12 protein-coding genes are annotated in these 15,179 nt (G+C 39.4%); 8 read left to right on the top strand and 4 right to left on the bottom strand.

Translation table 11 applies throughout. The annotated features are described in order from the left end of the window. Nucleotides 1-156: 156 nt before the first annotated feature. Nucleotides 157-3,033 (bottom strand): glycoside hydrolase family 2 protein, encoded by a 2,877-nt coding sequence (locus GR160_RS00360; protein WP_237421144.1) that lies wholly within the window; start codon nt 3,031-3,033, stop codon nt 157-159. A 302-nt stretch (nt 3,034-3,335) separates the two neighbouring features. Here GR160_RS00360 and GR160_RS00355 point away from each other — a divergent pair, with 302 nt between their 5' ends. The 3 genes from GR160_RS00355 to GR160_RS00345 all read left to right on the top strand — a co-directional run bounded on the left by GR160_RS00355 (nt 3,336) and on the right by GR160_RS00345 (nt 8,880). Then, complete coding sequence (locus GR160_RS00355; RefSeq protein ID WP_160747853.1) at nt 3,336-5,858, top strand: alpha-L-arabinofuranosidase C-terminal domain-containing protein; 2,523 nt, start codon at nt 3,336-3,338, stop codon at nt 5,856-5,858. A 1-nt stretch (nt 5,859) separates the two neighbouring features. Further along, nucleotides 5,860-6,927, top strand: a complete 1,068-nt coding sequence (locus GR160_RS00350; RefSeq protein ID WP_160747852.1) for a glycoside hydrolase family 43 protein — start codon at nt 5,860-5,862, stop codon at nt 6,925-6,927. 63 nt (nt 6,928-6,990) lie between these two features. Next, nucleotides 6,991-8,880, top strand: coding sequence for a family 43 glycosylhydrolase (locus GR160_RS00345; RefSeq protein WP_202390722.1), 1,890 nt, complete (start codon nt 6,991-6,993; stop codon nt 8,878-8,880). A 69-nt stretch (nt 8,881-8,949) separates the two neighbouring features. Here the strand turns inward: GR160_RS00345 and GR160_RS00340 are convergent, their stop codons facing one another. Then, nucleotides 8,950-9,468 (bottom strand): lipoprotein, encoded by a 519-nt coding sequence (locus GR160_RS00340; RefSeq protein ID WP_160747850.1) that lies wholly within the window; start codon nt 9,466-9,468, stop codon nt 8,950-8,952. 117 nt (nt 9,469-9,585) lie between these two features. Between GR160_RS00340 and GR160_RS00335 the strand changes: the two genes are divergently transcribed. Both GR160_RS00335 and GR160_RS00330 read left to right on the top strand, forming a co-directional pair. Beyond that, nucleotides 9,586-10,161, top strand: coding sequence for a DUF1543 domain-containing protein (locus GR160_RS00335; protein WP_237421143.1), 576 nt, complete (start codon nt 9,586-9,588; stop codon nt 10,159-10,161). Nucleotides 10,162-10,201: 40 nt separating this feature from the next. After that, the gene (locus GR160_RS00330; RefSeq protein ID WP_160747849.1) at nt 10,202-10,864 is read left to right on the top strand and encodes a spermidine synthase; all 663 of its coding nucleotides are present in this window, start codon (nt 10,202-10,204) and stop codon (nt 10,862-10,864) included. Between the two features lie 2 nt (nt 10,865-10,866). Here GR160_RS00330 and GR160_RS00325 read toward each other — a convergent pair whose 3' ends face one another. Next, a complete protein-coding gene (locus GR160_RS00325; protein ID WP_160747848.1) occupies nt 10,867-11,913 on the bottom strand; it encodes an endonuclease/exonuclease/phosphatase family protein in 1,047 nt (348 codons plus the stop codon). Between the two features lie 215 nt (nt 11,914-12,128). Between GR160_RS00325 and GR160_RS00320 the strand changes: the two genes are divergently transcribed. Next, nucleotides 12,129-12,980, top strand: a complete 852-nt coding sequence (locus GR160_RS00320) for an aldose 1-epimerase family protein (protein ID WP_160747847.1) — start codon at nt 12,129-12,131, stop codon at nt 12,978-12,980. A 70-nt stretch (nt 12,981-13,050) separates the two neighbouring features. Then, entirely contained in the window at nt 13,051-13,455 is a 405-nt protein-coding gene (locus GR160_RS00315) for a hypothetical protein (protein WP_160747846.1), read from the top strand. Nucleotides 13,456-13,525: 70 nt separating this feature from the next. Here GR160_RS00315 and GR160_RS00310 read toward each other — a convergent pair whose 3' ends face one another. Beyond that, nucleotides 13,526-14,500 carry a hydrogen peroxide-inducible genes activator gene (locus tag GR160_RS00310; RefSeq protein ID WP_160747845.1) on the bottom strand — a complete coding sequence of 325 codons (975 nt, stop codon included), beginning with the start codon at nt 14,498-14,500 and terminating at the stop codon, nt 13,526-13,528. Between the two features lie 221 nt (nt 14,501-14,721). On the opposite strand from GR160_RS00310, the gene GR160_RS00305 reads away from it, so the two are divergent. Beyond that, nucleotides 14,722-15,141, top strand: a complete 420-nt coding sequence (locus GR160_RS00305) for an OsmC family protein (protein WP_160747844.1) — start codon at nt 14,722-14,724, stop codon at nt 15,139-15,141. The last annotated feature ends 38 nt before the right edge of the window (nt 15,142-15,179 follow it).

Raw genomic sequence — 15,179 nt, 5'->3', positions numbered from 1 at the left:
AACTTACAGCTTTGCGCCTCTGCGCCTTTGCGTGAGAATTTATTCAGACTATTTTATACTAATAAATGGTATTATTAAAAAAGGAACAACTTTAATCTCAATAAAAAAAACCTGCCCGCAATAGCGAACAGGTTATACAATTATAGATCATAAACTTTACTCTTTCTTTTTAACCTCATCGGTAAGGATGTTCTCTGTAGGCATTACGAACTGTTTGTCCGTTTTTTCAGATTCTGGTAATCCAAAGTAAAAATACAGTGTGCGCTTGGTAGTTCCTTCTACTTTATTAGGCTCTCCTAACGGCCCTAATGATGCGGTGTCGTTATTGAGGCCAAAGGCAAGTTTTGTACCTATTGCCGGAATGTTATCAAGGAATGATATATCGCCTACAGGCAGCACAGGCTGCGGCACCGGCCCCGAAAGACCATGAAAATCGAACAGGCGCACAAACATATTATCCTGTGCTGTGCCAATAATAAACTTTCCTTCGGCAGTATCCATTTGTATCCAAGACACATCGGCAAAATAGCCTTTAAATTCAGGATATGTCCAGGTGCTACCGGTGTGGGTGTCATTTTTCATACTTTGCCAAACATTTAAAGATGCTCCCTGCATACGGTTTTTCCAAACACGATATGGGCCATCGCCAAGCCATTTCGCTCCAAATACATAATTTTCAGGATAAGTAAAACTCACACCTGTAAACGGATAGGTGCCGTTAAGGGAATATTCGTAGCTCATTTCGAGCCAACCTCCCGGATACATTTTCCATACTACTTTTTTAAGGTCGCCGCTGTAAGTACTTTCTACAACATACATCTCGCCTTCTTTATAGTGTTTTAGGCTACCAAACTGTGCTGTTCCTGATACCATTACAGGCCCGTTGCCAAACGAAAGAGCTTTGCTTTTATCGTTATTAAGCCCCTTAAGCATACCGTCTTTTTTACTGATCGTTATACCAATTCCGTTAGATTTGAGTGTTACTCCTTCCTCTGTTTCGGTGGCGGTTACCTCCTTGCTCTTAGTTATCGATTTTATGATATCGTCTACAATAACCTTACTGTCTTTTATTCTCCATACCCATTTATAAAGCTCATCTTTATGTTGGTCGTAGGCAGTAAGTGTTAGCGCATCATAGTTTTTCCAGTCGGCAGGCAGGTTCAGTTTTAAATTGCCTTTAGCTACAGGCTTAACAGACGGTGCTGTAGCCGAACCTTTTTTAGCTACGGCATATCCTGTTGCAAAATCTCCCGGCTTATTAAAATTTACCAGCTCCCAGTTATAGGTACATTGGTTAAGATTGGTAAAGTTATATCGGTTTTCTACCGGAATAGTCCCATTAAAATTAGCAGGTAATTCTTTAAGGTCTATTTTTACAGGAGAATATATTTGCTTAATGGCATTGTAGCTACCTTCTTTTTCACGGTGTGGCCCAAGAATGCCATCGGGGGCATTAATACCGTTAACGTCTACAAGGTTGTTCATGTCAGTACGCACAATGCCTTCATCAAGCAATGCCCATATAAAGCCTCCTGCCCCTTTTTTAGATGTCCAGTGCAAATCCCAAAAATCAGATAATGATGCTGCTCCGCCACCATCATCCTGCGCATGCAAAAACTCGGTAACCATGTAGATATTCTCATCTTCCAATATTTTTTTGGTGCTGTAATAGTTTTCGTAGTGGTTGCAATCTATACCACCAAAAGCATTGCCCGGTTTGTGATGAGCATGTATTACAGGTCGTGCCGAAAGGTCGTATTTTGCATATTCGGCATCAAGGTCAAAATTATGTCCCCCTTCGTTACCGTTACTCCAAAATATAATAGACGGGTGGTTGGTATCTTTAGTAACCATTTCTTTTACAAGCGGTTTACCTGCTTTGGTGCTGTATGCTTTTTGCCAGCCTGCCAGTTCGTCAAGCACATAAAGACCTAAAGAGTCGCAGTAGCGCAAAAAGCTTTCATCAGGCGGATAGTGCGAGCAACGAACAGCATTCATGTTCATGCCTTTAATGATCTGCACATCGGCAAGATCTATATTAGCATTAACACTGCGCCCCGTCTCAGGCCACCAAACATGCCTGTTAATGCCTTTCATTTTTATTTTAGTCCCATTTACATAGATACCGTCTCCCTTACGTACTTCAATAGTCCTGAACCCAAATTTTTCGGTTAACTGATAGGTAGTATTAGTACCTAAAGTTACTTTAACCGAGTATAGATTAGGGGTTTCGGCAGTCCATAATAATGGCGACTTTAGCTTTGTTTTGAGCTGAACTAAAGTATCGTTAGCTTTTACCACTGCCGTTGCAGTTGCTACGGTTTTTCCTGCAGCATCTATAATTTCGGCTTTTAACTGATTGGCTGTAGCATTTTTAAGGTAGGCATTCATAGCAAAAGAACCATCGGCTTTGGCATCTATGGCCACATTGCTTATATGCTCTTTTGGAGTCGCTTCTAAATATACAGGACGAAAAATCCCCCCGAATATCCAATAATCTGCAAGTCGCTCTGCGTTGTTTACAGAGTCATCTGCCGACATTTTAGAAACCACAACCTCTAAATGATTGGGCTTATCATAGTTTATTTTATCGGTAATATCATACTTAAATCTGTAAAAAGACCCCTGATGAATAGGCCCGGCAGATTTGCCGTTTATCTTAACTTCGGTATCGGTCATCGAGCCCTCAAATACTATAGCAATCGATTGCCCTTTCCAAGACGAAGAAACATTAAAATCGTAAGTATAAATACCTTTCTCGTCGGCAAACCTAAAGTTTTTGCCATAGGTAACATAATCGCGCCCGTAGTTATAAGACCCAAAGCCTTGCTGCTCCCAGCACGATGGCACCTGTATGGTAGACCATTCTCCGCTTTTTCGGCCTCCTGTACAATAAAACTTCCATGTTTTGGTATTGATGTTGTCTTTACCCGAAAGGTATTGAAATTGCTTAGTGCTTTGCTGTGCCTGTGCATAAATGCCCGATAGCATAAATGCCAGCAAGTACAGCACCTTTGTTTTTAAGTTATACATATTAGTGATTTTACATTACTGAAGTGTTTAAGCAAAAACCGCCTAAATCGTTTTAGTTTGGCAAATTAAATATAAATAAGCATAAATTGAAAGAAAAATAAAGTCTAAATAGCTAAAGACTACATTTTATTAAGGATTCGTGCCAAAAAATTTCATTATAATAACACTAAAAGGATTTCCTTTTACATTAAAAACATTTTAATGCACTGATTATTTGCTTTCTTTAAAAATATTACACTAAATTTGAAAGTGTAATATACACATTTATTAATAACATTAACCTTACTCTCAAAACAACATTAATGAAAAAGTATTATCTGTTATTTTTTTCACTTTTAGTTCTCTTATCAGGCAAAACACCCGTTTTTGCTGTTACAAATTTTAAAGATCCCGGTAAAGTTTATCTTTTTGCTTATGCCACTACCGAAAGAAAAGGCCAGAACGGGCTGCACTTTGCCTGGAGCAACGACAAAAAGAACTGGTACACCATTGGCCCTGAGCACAGCTTTTTAAAATGCGATTACGGCCGCTGGGGTTCGCAAAAAAGAATGCTTACTCCTTATTTATTTAAAGACAATAATGGGCTATACCATTGTGTATGGAGCGTTAACGAGAACGATGCGGTTTTTGCACACGCAACATCGGGTAACCTTACAGACTGGAACAGGCAAACATACGTACCTACAGTAAAAGATGCCAACGTTATAAAACCGCAAATTAGCTTTGCAAACGGGCTTTATACTGTGGCATGGCAAAGTGAAGGCGATAAAGCTTATAGTACTACAACAAAAGACTTCAAAAAATACGGTGCCATTCAATCAGCGAAGGCACCACAGCAGCAAAGGCAAAACATAACCATTGCCGGAAAAGTACAGGAAGGTACTGTTATAGAGACCGATTGGGAAACTGTTACCTTACTTAAAAAGACTGTTGAAAGCATTAAATTTAAAAATCAGGCCAATGCAGCAACGGCAAAGTCTGACAGTGCTTTATTTGCAAACCTTAAACCTTTTACGGCTTCAATCGCAATCGATAAAGCAAATACAAAAAAAATAAGCGACATGCTTGTTGGGGTTTTCTTTGAAGACATTAACTATGCTGCCGATGGCGGGCTATATGCCGAGCTGGTACAAAACCGCGATTTTGAATATGCCCCGTCTGACAAAGAAGGCAGGGATAAAAACTGGAACACTCACTTTGCATGGAGCGGCACTTATACTATAGACAGCCTGAACCCAATACACCAAAACAACAGGCATTATGCCGTACTGAAAAACAGCAGCATTGCCAATGAAGGTTTTGATGGTATTGCGCTTAAAGCAGGCGAAAAATATGATGTAAGTATTTTTGCAAAAGGCAGTAAACTAACCATTAAGCTTAAAGATGCCGATGGCAAAACCCTTGCCGAAACCTCTATTAAGCCAAACAGCAACTGGAAAAAATATACTGCTGTTTTAAAACCGTCTAAAACGGTTACAAATGCTAAACTGGAAGTAACTGCTACTGGCGAAAGCTCTATAGATATGGTATCTCTTTTTCCGCAAAATACATTTAAAGGCCGTAAGAACGGTTTGCGCAACGATCTTGCACAAACGGTTGCAAACCTGCACCCTAAGTTTGTTCGCTTTCCGGGAGGCTGTGTAGCACACGGTGATGGCCTTGGCAACATTTACCGATGGAAAAACACTATAGGCCCGTTAGAATCAAGAACACCTATGCGCAACCTGTGGGGGTACCACCAAACCATGGGGTTAGGCTACTATGAATACTTTTTATATTGTGAAGATATGGGTGCACAGCCCGTGCCGGTGCTGGCAGCAGGCGTTCCGTGTCAAAACTCTGGTGTGGGTGGTGCCGGACAGCAGTTTGGCATACCTATGGAGCACATGGACGAGTATGTTCAGGATGTGTTAGACCTTATAGAATATGCAAACGGCAGCGTAAACACTACTTGGGGTAAAAAGCGTGCAGAGGCAGGACACCCTAAGCCTTTTAACCTAAAATATATTGGTATTGGAAACGAAGACCTTATTACCGATGTTTTTGAAGAGCGCTACACACTAATAGTAAATGCTGTGCGCAAAAAATATCCTGAAATTACGGTTATTGGTACTGTAGGCCCTTTCTTTGAAGGTACAGACTATAGGGAAGGCTGGGATATTGCCGACAAACTAAAACTGCCAATGGTAGATGAGCATTATTATGAAAGCCCGGGATGGTTTATAAACAATCAGGATTTTTATGACAGCTACGACCGCTCAAGATCTAAGGTATATTTAGGCGAATATGCATCTCGTGGCAATGCTTTTTACAACGCTCTTGCCGAAGCACTTTACCTTACCTCTTTAGAGCGTAACGGCGATGTGGTTAGCATGACGTCTTATGCGCCGCTTTTGGCCCGCGAAAAACATACGCAATGGAATCCGGATCTTATTTATTTTTCAGGCAGCGAAGTTAAACCTACCGTAAACTATTTTGTACAGCAACTTTACGGTGAAAATCCGGGCGATATTTATCTGCAAAGCAGTATTACCACAACAGATAATAACAGCGAAGTTAGCAAACGCATAGCTTCATCGGTAGTGCAGGACAGCGCAACAGGCGATGTAATTATTAAACTGGTAAACGCACTTCCGGTAGCAGTAACACCATCTGTAAACCTTAACGGGCTTGCTACAAAAGATGCTGCGTCTTATACTGTACTGACAGATAAACCCGACAGCAAAACCTCAAGACCTGCTGCTGTAAAAATTTCGGCTAAAGAAGCGTTGAGCAAAGAACTGCCTCCATACTCGTTTACAGTAATACGCCTAAAAACAAGGTAATATGAAAAATATGCTAAAAAACGCGGCATGTGTACTGCTCATGTTTTTATGTGCCGCTCCTGTTATGGCTCAGAAAAAAAAGAGCATCCCACAGGAAAAAGATATGGCTGCCTACCTAATGGTTTATTTTAAAGACGATACGCACGGCCTATACATGGCATTGAGTAAAGACGGGCGAAGCTTTAAAGATATAAACAACGGGCTGCCGGTTATGGCCGGAGACACCCTTGCCGAGCAAAAAGGCATCAGGGATCCGCATATTTTTCGCGGGCCCGACGGGGCGTTTTATATTGCCATGACCGACCTGCATATTTTTGCTCAAAAACAGGGCCTTCGCACTACCGAATGGGAGCGCGACAAAAGCTATGGATGGGGAAACAACAGGGCATTGGTTTTAATGAAATCTTATGATTTGCTACACTGGACACATACCTCATTCAGATTGGATAAGGCATTCCCTAACTTAAATGATATTGGCTGTGCATGGGCTCCGGAAATTACGTATGACGAGCAGAAGAAAAAAATGATGGTTTATTTTACAATGCGCATAAAAGAGGGCATTAACCGCATATACTACTCTTATACCGATGATGCCTTTACTAAACTGGAAACCGAGCCAAAACTGTTATTCGAATATCCTGACGGCAAAACCTGCATTGATGGAGACATTACCAAATTTGATGGTAAATACCACATGCTTTATGTGGCCCATGATGGTGAACCGGGAATAAAACAGGCTATTGCCAATACTGTTACAGGCCCTTACACTTATTTGCCCGAATGGATAGACCAGGAACCTAAAGCCTGCGAAGCACCCACGGTGTACAAACTTATTGGGCAAAAAAAGTGGATCGTGGTGTATGACATTTACAGCATTAACCCGCATAACTTTGGTTTTAGCGAAACCACCGATTTTAAAACTTTTACCCCCATAGGGCACTTTAACGGTGGGGTAATGAAATCATTAAACTTTAGTTCGCCCAAGCATGGTGCCGTAGTACACCTTACTAAAAAAGAGGCAGAAAATTTGGCAAAAGCCTGGAAATTTGATTTGTCTTTTAAAGAATAGTCCACTTAAAATCATCTTATGAAAATATCACATTTTACTTTTACTATAGCATTATTACTGGGTATGTTCAGTAGCAATGCACAGGAAAAAACAATTGCCACTACCCCACCACCCATAGCCGAAAAAGACCTTAAAGCATACCTTTTCGTATATTTTGTAGGCAAAAGCGAAGACAGCGAGGCCGTGCGCTATGGTGTTAGTACAGACGGCTACCACTATTATGCGCTTAACAACAACAATCCTGTTTTAGACAGTAAAAAAATAAGTGAGGCCGGTGGTGTGCGCGATCCGCATATTTTGCGCGGCGAAGACGGAAAAACCTTTTACATGGCTATTACAGATATGGTTGCCGCTAAAGGATGGGATTCTAACCGCGGAATGGTGCTCCTAAAGAGTACCGACCTGGTAAACTGGACCTCGACTGCCATAAATATGCAAAAAGCCTTTCCGGGCAACGAAGACCTTAAACGTGTATGGGCACCGCAAACCATTTATGACGCCAAGGCAGGTAAATACATGGTTTACTTTTCTATGAAGCATGGCAACGACCCCGATAAAATTTATTATGCTTATGCCAATGCTGATTTTACAGGACTTGAGTCGGCACCAAAATTGTTGTTCGTGCCAAAGTCTAAAGGGGCATGTATTGACGGAGATATTATTATTAAAGACGGAGTGTACAACCTGTTCTATAAAACCGAAAGCGAAACTCCAGGTATAAAGGTTGCTACCACTACCGACCTGACATCAGGTAAATGGGAAGAAAATGACAACTACCTGCAGCAAACCAAGCAAAGTGTTGAAGGATCGGGCGTGTTTAAACTTAACAACTCTGATACGTATATATTAATGTATGATGTGTACAGAGATGGTAAATATCAGTTTACAAAGAGTAACGACCTGCGCAACTTTACTGCGATAGACAATGAGGTTACTATGGACTTTAAACCGCGTCATGGCACCATATTGCCTATTACACGCAGTGAACTTAATACACTTACTGCCAAATGGGGCAAACCCGCTGCCCTGCCGGAGTTAGACAACAACCCTGTACTGGAAGGTTATTATGCCGACCCTGATATATTGTATTCTGAAAAGACCAAAAAATATTACATCTATCCTACCAGCGATGGCTATACCAACTGGGCAGGCGATTATTTTAAAGTTTTTTCGTCAGACGATCTTACCAACTGGAAAGACGAAGGTGTTATTTTAGACCTTAAAAAAGATATAAGCTGGGCTAAAACCAATGCCTGGGCACCATGCATTGTTGAGAAAAAAATAAACGGTCAGTACAAATACTTTTACTATTTTACGGCTGCACAAAAAATTGGCGTTGCTGTTAGCGATAGTCCTACCGGCCCTTTTACAGATAGTGGAAAAGCGCTTATAGACACTAAACCGGAAGGCATTAGCCGAGGGCAGATAATAGACCCTGACGTATTTACCGATCCAAAATCGGGGAAAAGCTACCTGTATTGGGGCAATGGTTTTATGGCTGCCGCCGAGCTTAACGACGATATGACAAGCATAAACCCAAAAACGCTTACGGTTATTAAAACCGACAACACGTTTAGAGAAGGCACTTATGTAATTAATCGTAAAGGTACTTACTATTTTATGTGGAGCGAAGACGATACCCGCAGCCCTAACTATAAAGTGCGCTATGCTACTGCTAAAAATCCGTTAGGCCCTCTCACTATCCCTACAGATAATATAGTGATACAGGGCACTAAAGAAGCAGGTATTTATGCCACAGGACATAACTCTGCAATACAGGTTCCGGGTAAAGACGAATGGTATCTTGTTTATCATCGCTTTAGCTACCCTAACGGTCAGGATCTTGGGCGTGCAGCAGGTTACAACCGCGAAGTGTGCATAGACAAACTACTGTTTGACAAAAAAGGTAATATAATCCCGGTTGTCCCTACACTTAAAGGAATAAAAAAATAGGTAGTACTTGCCACAAACCAAAAGGGCTTCGCAAATTGCGAAGCCCTTTTGATGTAACTTAGACAGAGATTATTTTCTTGTGCTGTTACCCCTGTTGCTTTCTACAACATTGTAGCGTTTTACAACAGAGTTATAATCGCGTAGATCTACACGGTTGGCAGAATTATCAAACCCTTTAAGTATCACTACCCTGAAATATTGGTCTAAAGCATAATCAGGAGCCTGAGCCAAATCAAAATTGGCATTTAGGTAAAAAGCAATACTGTTTCTTGTAAAATCAGTGTTATAAGATAGTTTATCGCCTCCCTCAAACTCATAGGTAGTAGGAACAGGTTCCCAAATATCTTCAGGAGCGTTATAAGGATCGCTTACCAGCCTGTAAATCAACACTACATCAGCTTGGCCTATGGCAGGATCTAAAGTATAAAGGTAAGTATCTACATCATTAGTAAAATTAATAGGATTTGATCCTCCACCTATCTCAAAAGTTTCGTTGCTCGTGTTTGCCACAACCACATCGTCGTCGTTATTACATCCCGTCAGCGTTAAAAGTCCTGTAAGTGTAAAAAGTAAAAGTATCTTTTTCATGGTCTCGTTTTTTTAAGGTTCGTTATTATTGTTACTAAAGGTAGTTTCAAAAAATGAGCCAAAAAACCGTTTTAGCATAAATTTGATAAAAAATAATTTGGCTACATTTGTAAGGCTATGACAAACACCCCTACATTATACATGGTTTTGCTGGGCTGTACCCCTTTAGGAAGGCTTACAGAACAGCATGATATTTTTTTTGGTATTGGAACTTCGGTAACCGGATTAAAAAAAGAAATGTATGCCTTTTGGCCCGATGGAGGACAACTTCACATTGATTCGTGGAGGGAGGTTACACAGGTTAACGGATACCAAATAAGTATAGTGCCTAAAGAACTTGCAACACCTCAAGATGAAAAACTCTTCTTTATAAACCTTGGAGGTTATAAACCCGGCGATTTGGAAGAATATCATTATAAAATGCTTGTAGTAGCAAAAACTATGGGGCTGGCAGTAAGGGCATCTAAAAAAACAGTTTTTTATAAGCACTACGGTTTTAAGGGCGCCGAAAGCCATATAGACGAAAAATATGGCCTTGATGTAGACGATGCTCACAAAGTAGAAGATATACTCCCCGCAAGTTTTAGAGAAAAATACAGCCTCCTGATTACACCAACTAACAATATAACAGAAGATAAACTGCATGTAGGCTATTTAAAACTGGGTAAACTACAAAAAGCCACTCAACAATAATTAATTTATATTTACCTGCAAAAAACTGCACAACCACCCCATGCTTAAAAAACTGCTGAGTTATTTTATACCCGTAAACCTTGTAAAAAAACAATCGGATGTTAGCCAAAATCTTGAGGTAACGCTAAATTATGGACAACTGGTTCTCGACTCTAAGAACACCAACTATTCTTATGGCAGCCTGCAGCGTATTTTGCGAAAAGGGCTTAAATATATTGGTTTTGAACGCATAAAAGGTTTTAACAATATACTTGTATTGGGTGTTGCAGGTGGTAGCGTGATTAAAACATTAGTTAACGAAATTGGCTACAAGGGCAAAATTACAGGTGTAGAACTCGACCCAAAGGTTATAGAACTGGCCAACACCTATTTTGGCCTTAACACCATAGAAAACCTCGATGTGGTTATTTGCGATGCTTTCGAGTTTGTGCTTAAAACCAAAGACACCTACGATCTTATCATCATCGATATTTTTAAAGACACAGTGATGCCTGCTTTTTTGTTTGAAGACTTTTTTATAAACCGTATAAATACCATACTTAACATTAACGGTTTTATACTTTTTAATACCATGACCCTAAACCAGCAGCATAAAGATCGTAACACAACCTACAGGACAAATTTTGATGATGCTTATTCAGTCAGGATGTATCCAAAAGTGGAAGACCACAACGAACTGTTTACAATAAAGAAGTTAAAATAACATTACACTTTTGCTTTCTTTTCTTCAGCAAGTTCTACATCATCAGCGTCTACTTCCAGCGATTCCTGCTGATGCTTTGCTACCTGTTCATATTGCAGATGAATGTATATAGGAAAATGGTCTGACTTAAAATTACTAAGACGTTTCATGCCCACCAGCTTAAAATCGGTGGAAATGAAGGCATGATCCAAAGGAAAACGCAAAAACGGGTAATGTGCATGAAAAGAATTGTAAAAGCCCCTGCCCCGTCTTGGATCTAAAAGTCCGCTCATTTTTAAAAACAGCTCTGTAGTATAACTCCATGCCACATCATTAAGATCGCCCACAACAATAACAGGCAGTTTACTTACTTTGGCAAGATCGGCAACCAGTAAAAGCTCTTTATCTCTTTCGGTAGAACGCGGATTTTCGTTAGGCACAGGTGGTGTTGGGTGCACTGCATATAGCTGAACCTGCCTTCCGCCTTTTAAAACTATTTTTGTGTGTATACTCGGAATACCTTCTTCTACCATATATTTTACTTCACTTTCTTTAAGTTCCAGCTTAGAGTAAAGCAGCATGCCATAAGTATTTTCTAATGGTACTTTTACACTGTATTTATAGGCTTCAGACAGCTCTTTAGTGCCTTCATCCCAAGCTTTATCGGTTTCCAGAAGCAGCAATACATCGGGGTTTGCCCGCCTCACCACAGCAAGGCAACCTTTATGGTTTTGGTTATCCTGATATACGTTAGATATCATTACACACACCTGGTCGTCAGGTCTGCGGTCTTTAATTCGCAACACCTGCTTCTTTGCAAAAACGGTAAAAGGCCATATGAGCCAGCCCAAATAGATAAGATTGGCTGCAATAAGCGGAATGAAAGTGGTATAAACCCAGCAATCCGGCTCATAATAAAACGCCAATAAAGCAAGGCAAACAGCAGATACTACAAATTTTTGCAGCCTTGGGTAATCAAAAACCCTGAACGTCCAGTAATCATTTTTTATTAACGACATTATGGTAAATAAAAGCAACAATGATGAAAGAACAGAAAGGAAAATGGTCATTATATTTTTGGTAAAAGATGGGTTAGTAAATATAAGGATTTTTTGATATTTACCTTATTATGTAAGGCTGAATCCTTGTAAATGTAAGAGCTGTTTTGAAATATTTATAAGGCTGATAAATATTATATTGAAAATGCTATCTTTGGGCAAATAGCTTTATAAAAAACTACGTTTGAAACCTTGCAGAGCACTGTACTTTAAAAACATTATATATTTTGGATATAACCATTAAAAACGGCCAACTTACAGCCACCATTAACCCAAAAGGTGCCGAACTAAACTCGCTTAAAAACAATACCGCAGAATATATATGGGAAGGTGATGCCAAATATTGGGGCAAGCATTCGCCAGTCTTATTTCCCATAGTGGGCACACTAAAAAACAACTCTTATTTATATAACGGACACACATATGTACTTAGCCGTCATGGTTTTGCAAGAGATAATGATTTTAAGATTAAATCTCAATCAGAAGACAGCGTAGTATTTTCATTAACTTCTAATGATGACACCCAACAGGTATATCCGTTTAATTTTGAACTTGAGCTTGCCTATACTTTAAAAGACAATACGTTACATTTAGAATATACTGTAACCAACAACAGCACAAATGCAATGCCTTTTAGCCTTGGCGCACATCCTGCTTTAGCATTGCCTGGTAATTTTGAAAGCTACAGCCTTAAATTTGAAAAAGACGAGCCGTTAGAAAGCGTACAGCTTGTAAACGATTTGTTGTCTGACAATCGTACTACTTTACCTGCCAATAACGGCATACTGCCTTTAAACTATGAACTGTTTAAAAACGACGCCCTTATATTTAAATCACTGGAATCTAAATCGATAATTATTACAAAAGACGACAAAGATTATATAAAAGTAAGCTATGCCGATTTTCCGCATTTAGGCATTTGGACAAAAGAAGGTGCGCCTTTTTTGTGTATAGAACCTTGGCAGGGATATTCAGACACTGCTGATGCAACAGGTAATATTACTGAAAAAGAGGGTATTATTACATTAGATGCAGGCAGTAAATATTTGGCGAGATTTACTGTAGAAATTGCCAATTAAATAATTAAAAACAATTTTACGCAACCTTTTTACTAATTTTACATCTGTATAGCAACAACAAAATATTTAGATGAAAACTATAAAAATTAACTTTTTAGCATTTCTTGCAATAATAGCATTAGTAACAGCCTGTAGCGTAGGAGATGATGAACCATCTTGTACTGCTCAGGCATATTCTGCAGCAACGGCTGTTACAGGGCCTGAAGAAACTACTGTTAACGTGCCTATTACTTTTAATGTAACTTTTGCAAAGGGCACTACCTGTGGTGCTTTTAACCGCTTTGCAGAATCTGACGGCTATCCAAAAACCGTAATGGCTATTTTAGACTATAATGGCTGTACCTGTAGCGCTGTTACTACACAATTAACACAACCTTATACATTTACTGCATCTACTGCAGGTACTTATGTGCTTAATTTTGTTAGAGGAAACGCTCAGGAGCCATTACAAAAAACGATTACTGTAACTCAATAACTATCGTAAATCAATTATATAAAATCTTCCCTAACCGGAAGATTTTTTTGTTTTAATACATCACATAAAATTAACCTTTAAGACTGCTTACTGCCTTTATAAAATAGGGAGAATCGTTCCAACGGATCTTTTTATAAGCTGTGTGTTTTTTAAGATCATCGGGCAGGCAACTGTAAATGCATTCGCTCATTTTTTCGAGCAACAGCTTGCGCGAAAAGGTATCGGCAACTACAAGGCTTATTTCGCGCACCGGCACCGGGTCGGCAAAAGGTTTAAACAGGCTTTTATCAGCTTCATTTACCACAGCAAGCTGAGGGACTATAGCAAACCCCAGTCCAGCCCTTACAAGATTTTTTAAAGTTTCTATAGAGCTTATATCATAACTGAATTTATCCCACACTTTGCCATGTTCTGTAATGTTACAAATATCCAGCAATTGTGCATTATAACAATATTCGCTTTGGAGAAATAATAATTCAGGCCTGTCCTGCAACTGCATTTTATAAAACGGTTGCTGCGCCATTGGATGCCCAGGATACAGATATGCCACAAAAGGCTCATAGAAAACAGGATATTCTTTTAAATTGCCGTTGCCTGTGGGAGTAGCCATTAGGGCAATATCTATAATACCCGATTCTACATCATGCATTAGCTGCCCTGTGTTCATTTCTTTAATAATAAAATGCATATTGGGTGCTACTAAAGCCATTGCCTTTATAAACAGAGGCATTAAATAAGGCGACAGTGTAGAAATAACCCCAATAGTAACCGTACCTTCAAGATCGTTTTTTTTATTTACCACAAAATCACGGATGGCATCGGCCTCCCGAAGTACTTTACGAGCCCTGCTTATAATTTCTTCACCTGCTCCAGTAGGCTTTAAAGGCACTTTCGATCGGTCAAAAATCTTCATACCTATTTCATCTTCAAGATTTTTAAGTTGTATTGTAAGCCCTGGCTGAGTAACCATACACTCCTCGGCAGCTTTGGCGAAATGACGATGTTCATCTAACGCTACTATGTATCTTAATTGCTGAATAGTCATTATTATAAAATTATTTTATAAAGGTAAAAAATTATTAATTTGACTAATAAACAGATCTGCAATAAATTTGTCTCATAAAAATCAGCTAATGCAAAGCTAAGAGTATCATAAAATATAATTTTAAATTAACGCCCTTAGGTACAAATTCAATAACTTTACAGGAAGCACTATGCAACCTGCAAGCAATTAAACAATTATAAACACATTAAAATTTAAAGATCATGAAATTTACAAGGAAAGCAAACACCAACTGGAAAGGAACAGGCAAAGACGGAAAAGGTTTAGTGAGCACTGAAAGCACCACTCTTGACAAAGCGCAGCTATCGTTTAAAACCCGTTTTGAAGAAGGTGTTGGCACGAACCCCGAAGAACTTATTGCTGCTGCCCACTCAGGCTGTTTTACTATGCAGTTGAGTTTTTTAATAAGCGAAAAAGGCTTTACTCCCGAAAACCTTGATACCGAAGCTCAGGTAACTTTTGAAGACGGAACTATTACTAAAATAAACCTTAAGCTTGAAGCTAATGTTCCTGGAATGACCGAACAGGATTTTCAGGAAACGGCTGCCAAAGCAAAAGAAATATGCCCAGTATCTAAATTGCTGAATGCCGAAATTACATTATCAGCAACATTAGTAGAATAATCAACATCACAAACCCTGCTCATAAAGAGTGGGGTTTG

The organism is Flavobacterium sp. Sd200 (genome assembly GCF_009826935.1).
Classification (GTDB): domain Bacteria; phylum Bacteroidota; class Bacteroidia; order Flavobacteriales; family Flavobacteriaceae; genus Flavobacterium.
Note: the sequence above shows the minus strand (reverse complement) of the source record. Positions and strands in the feature narration are given on the sequence as shown.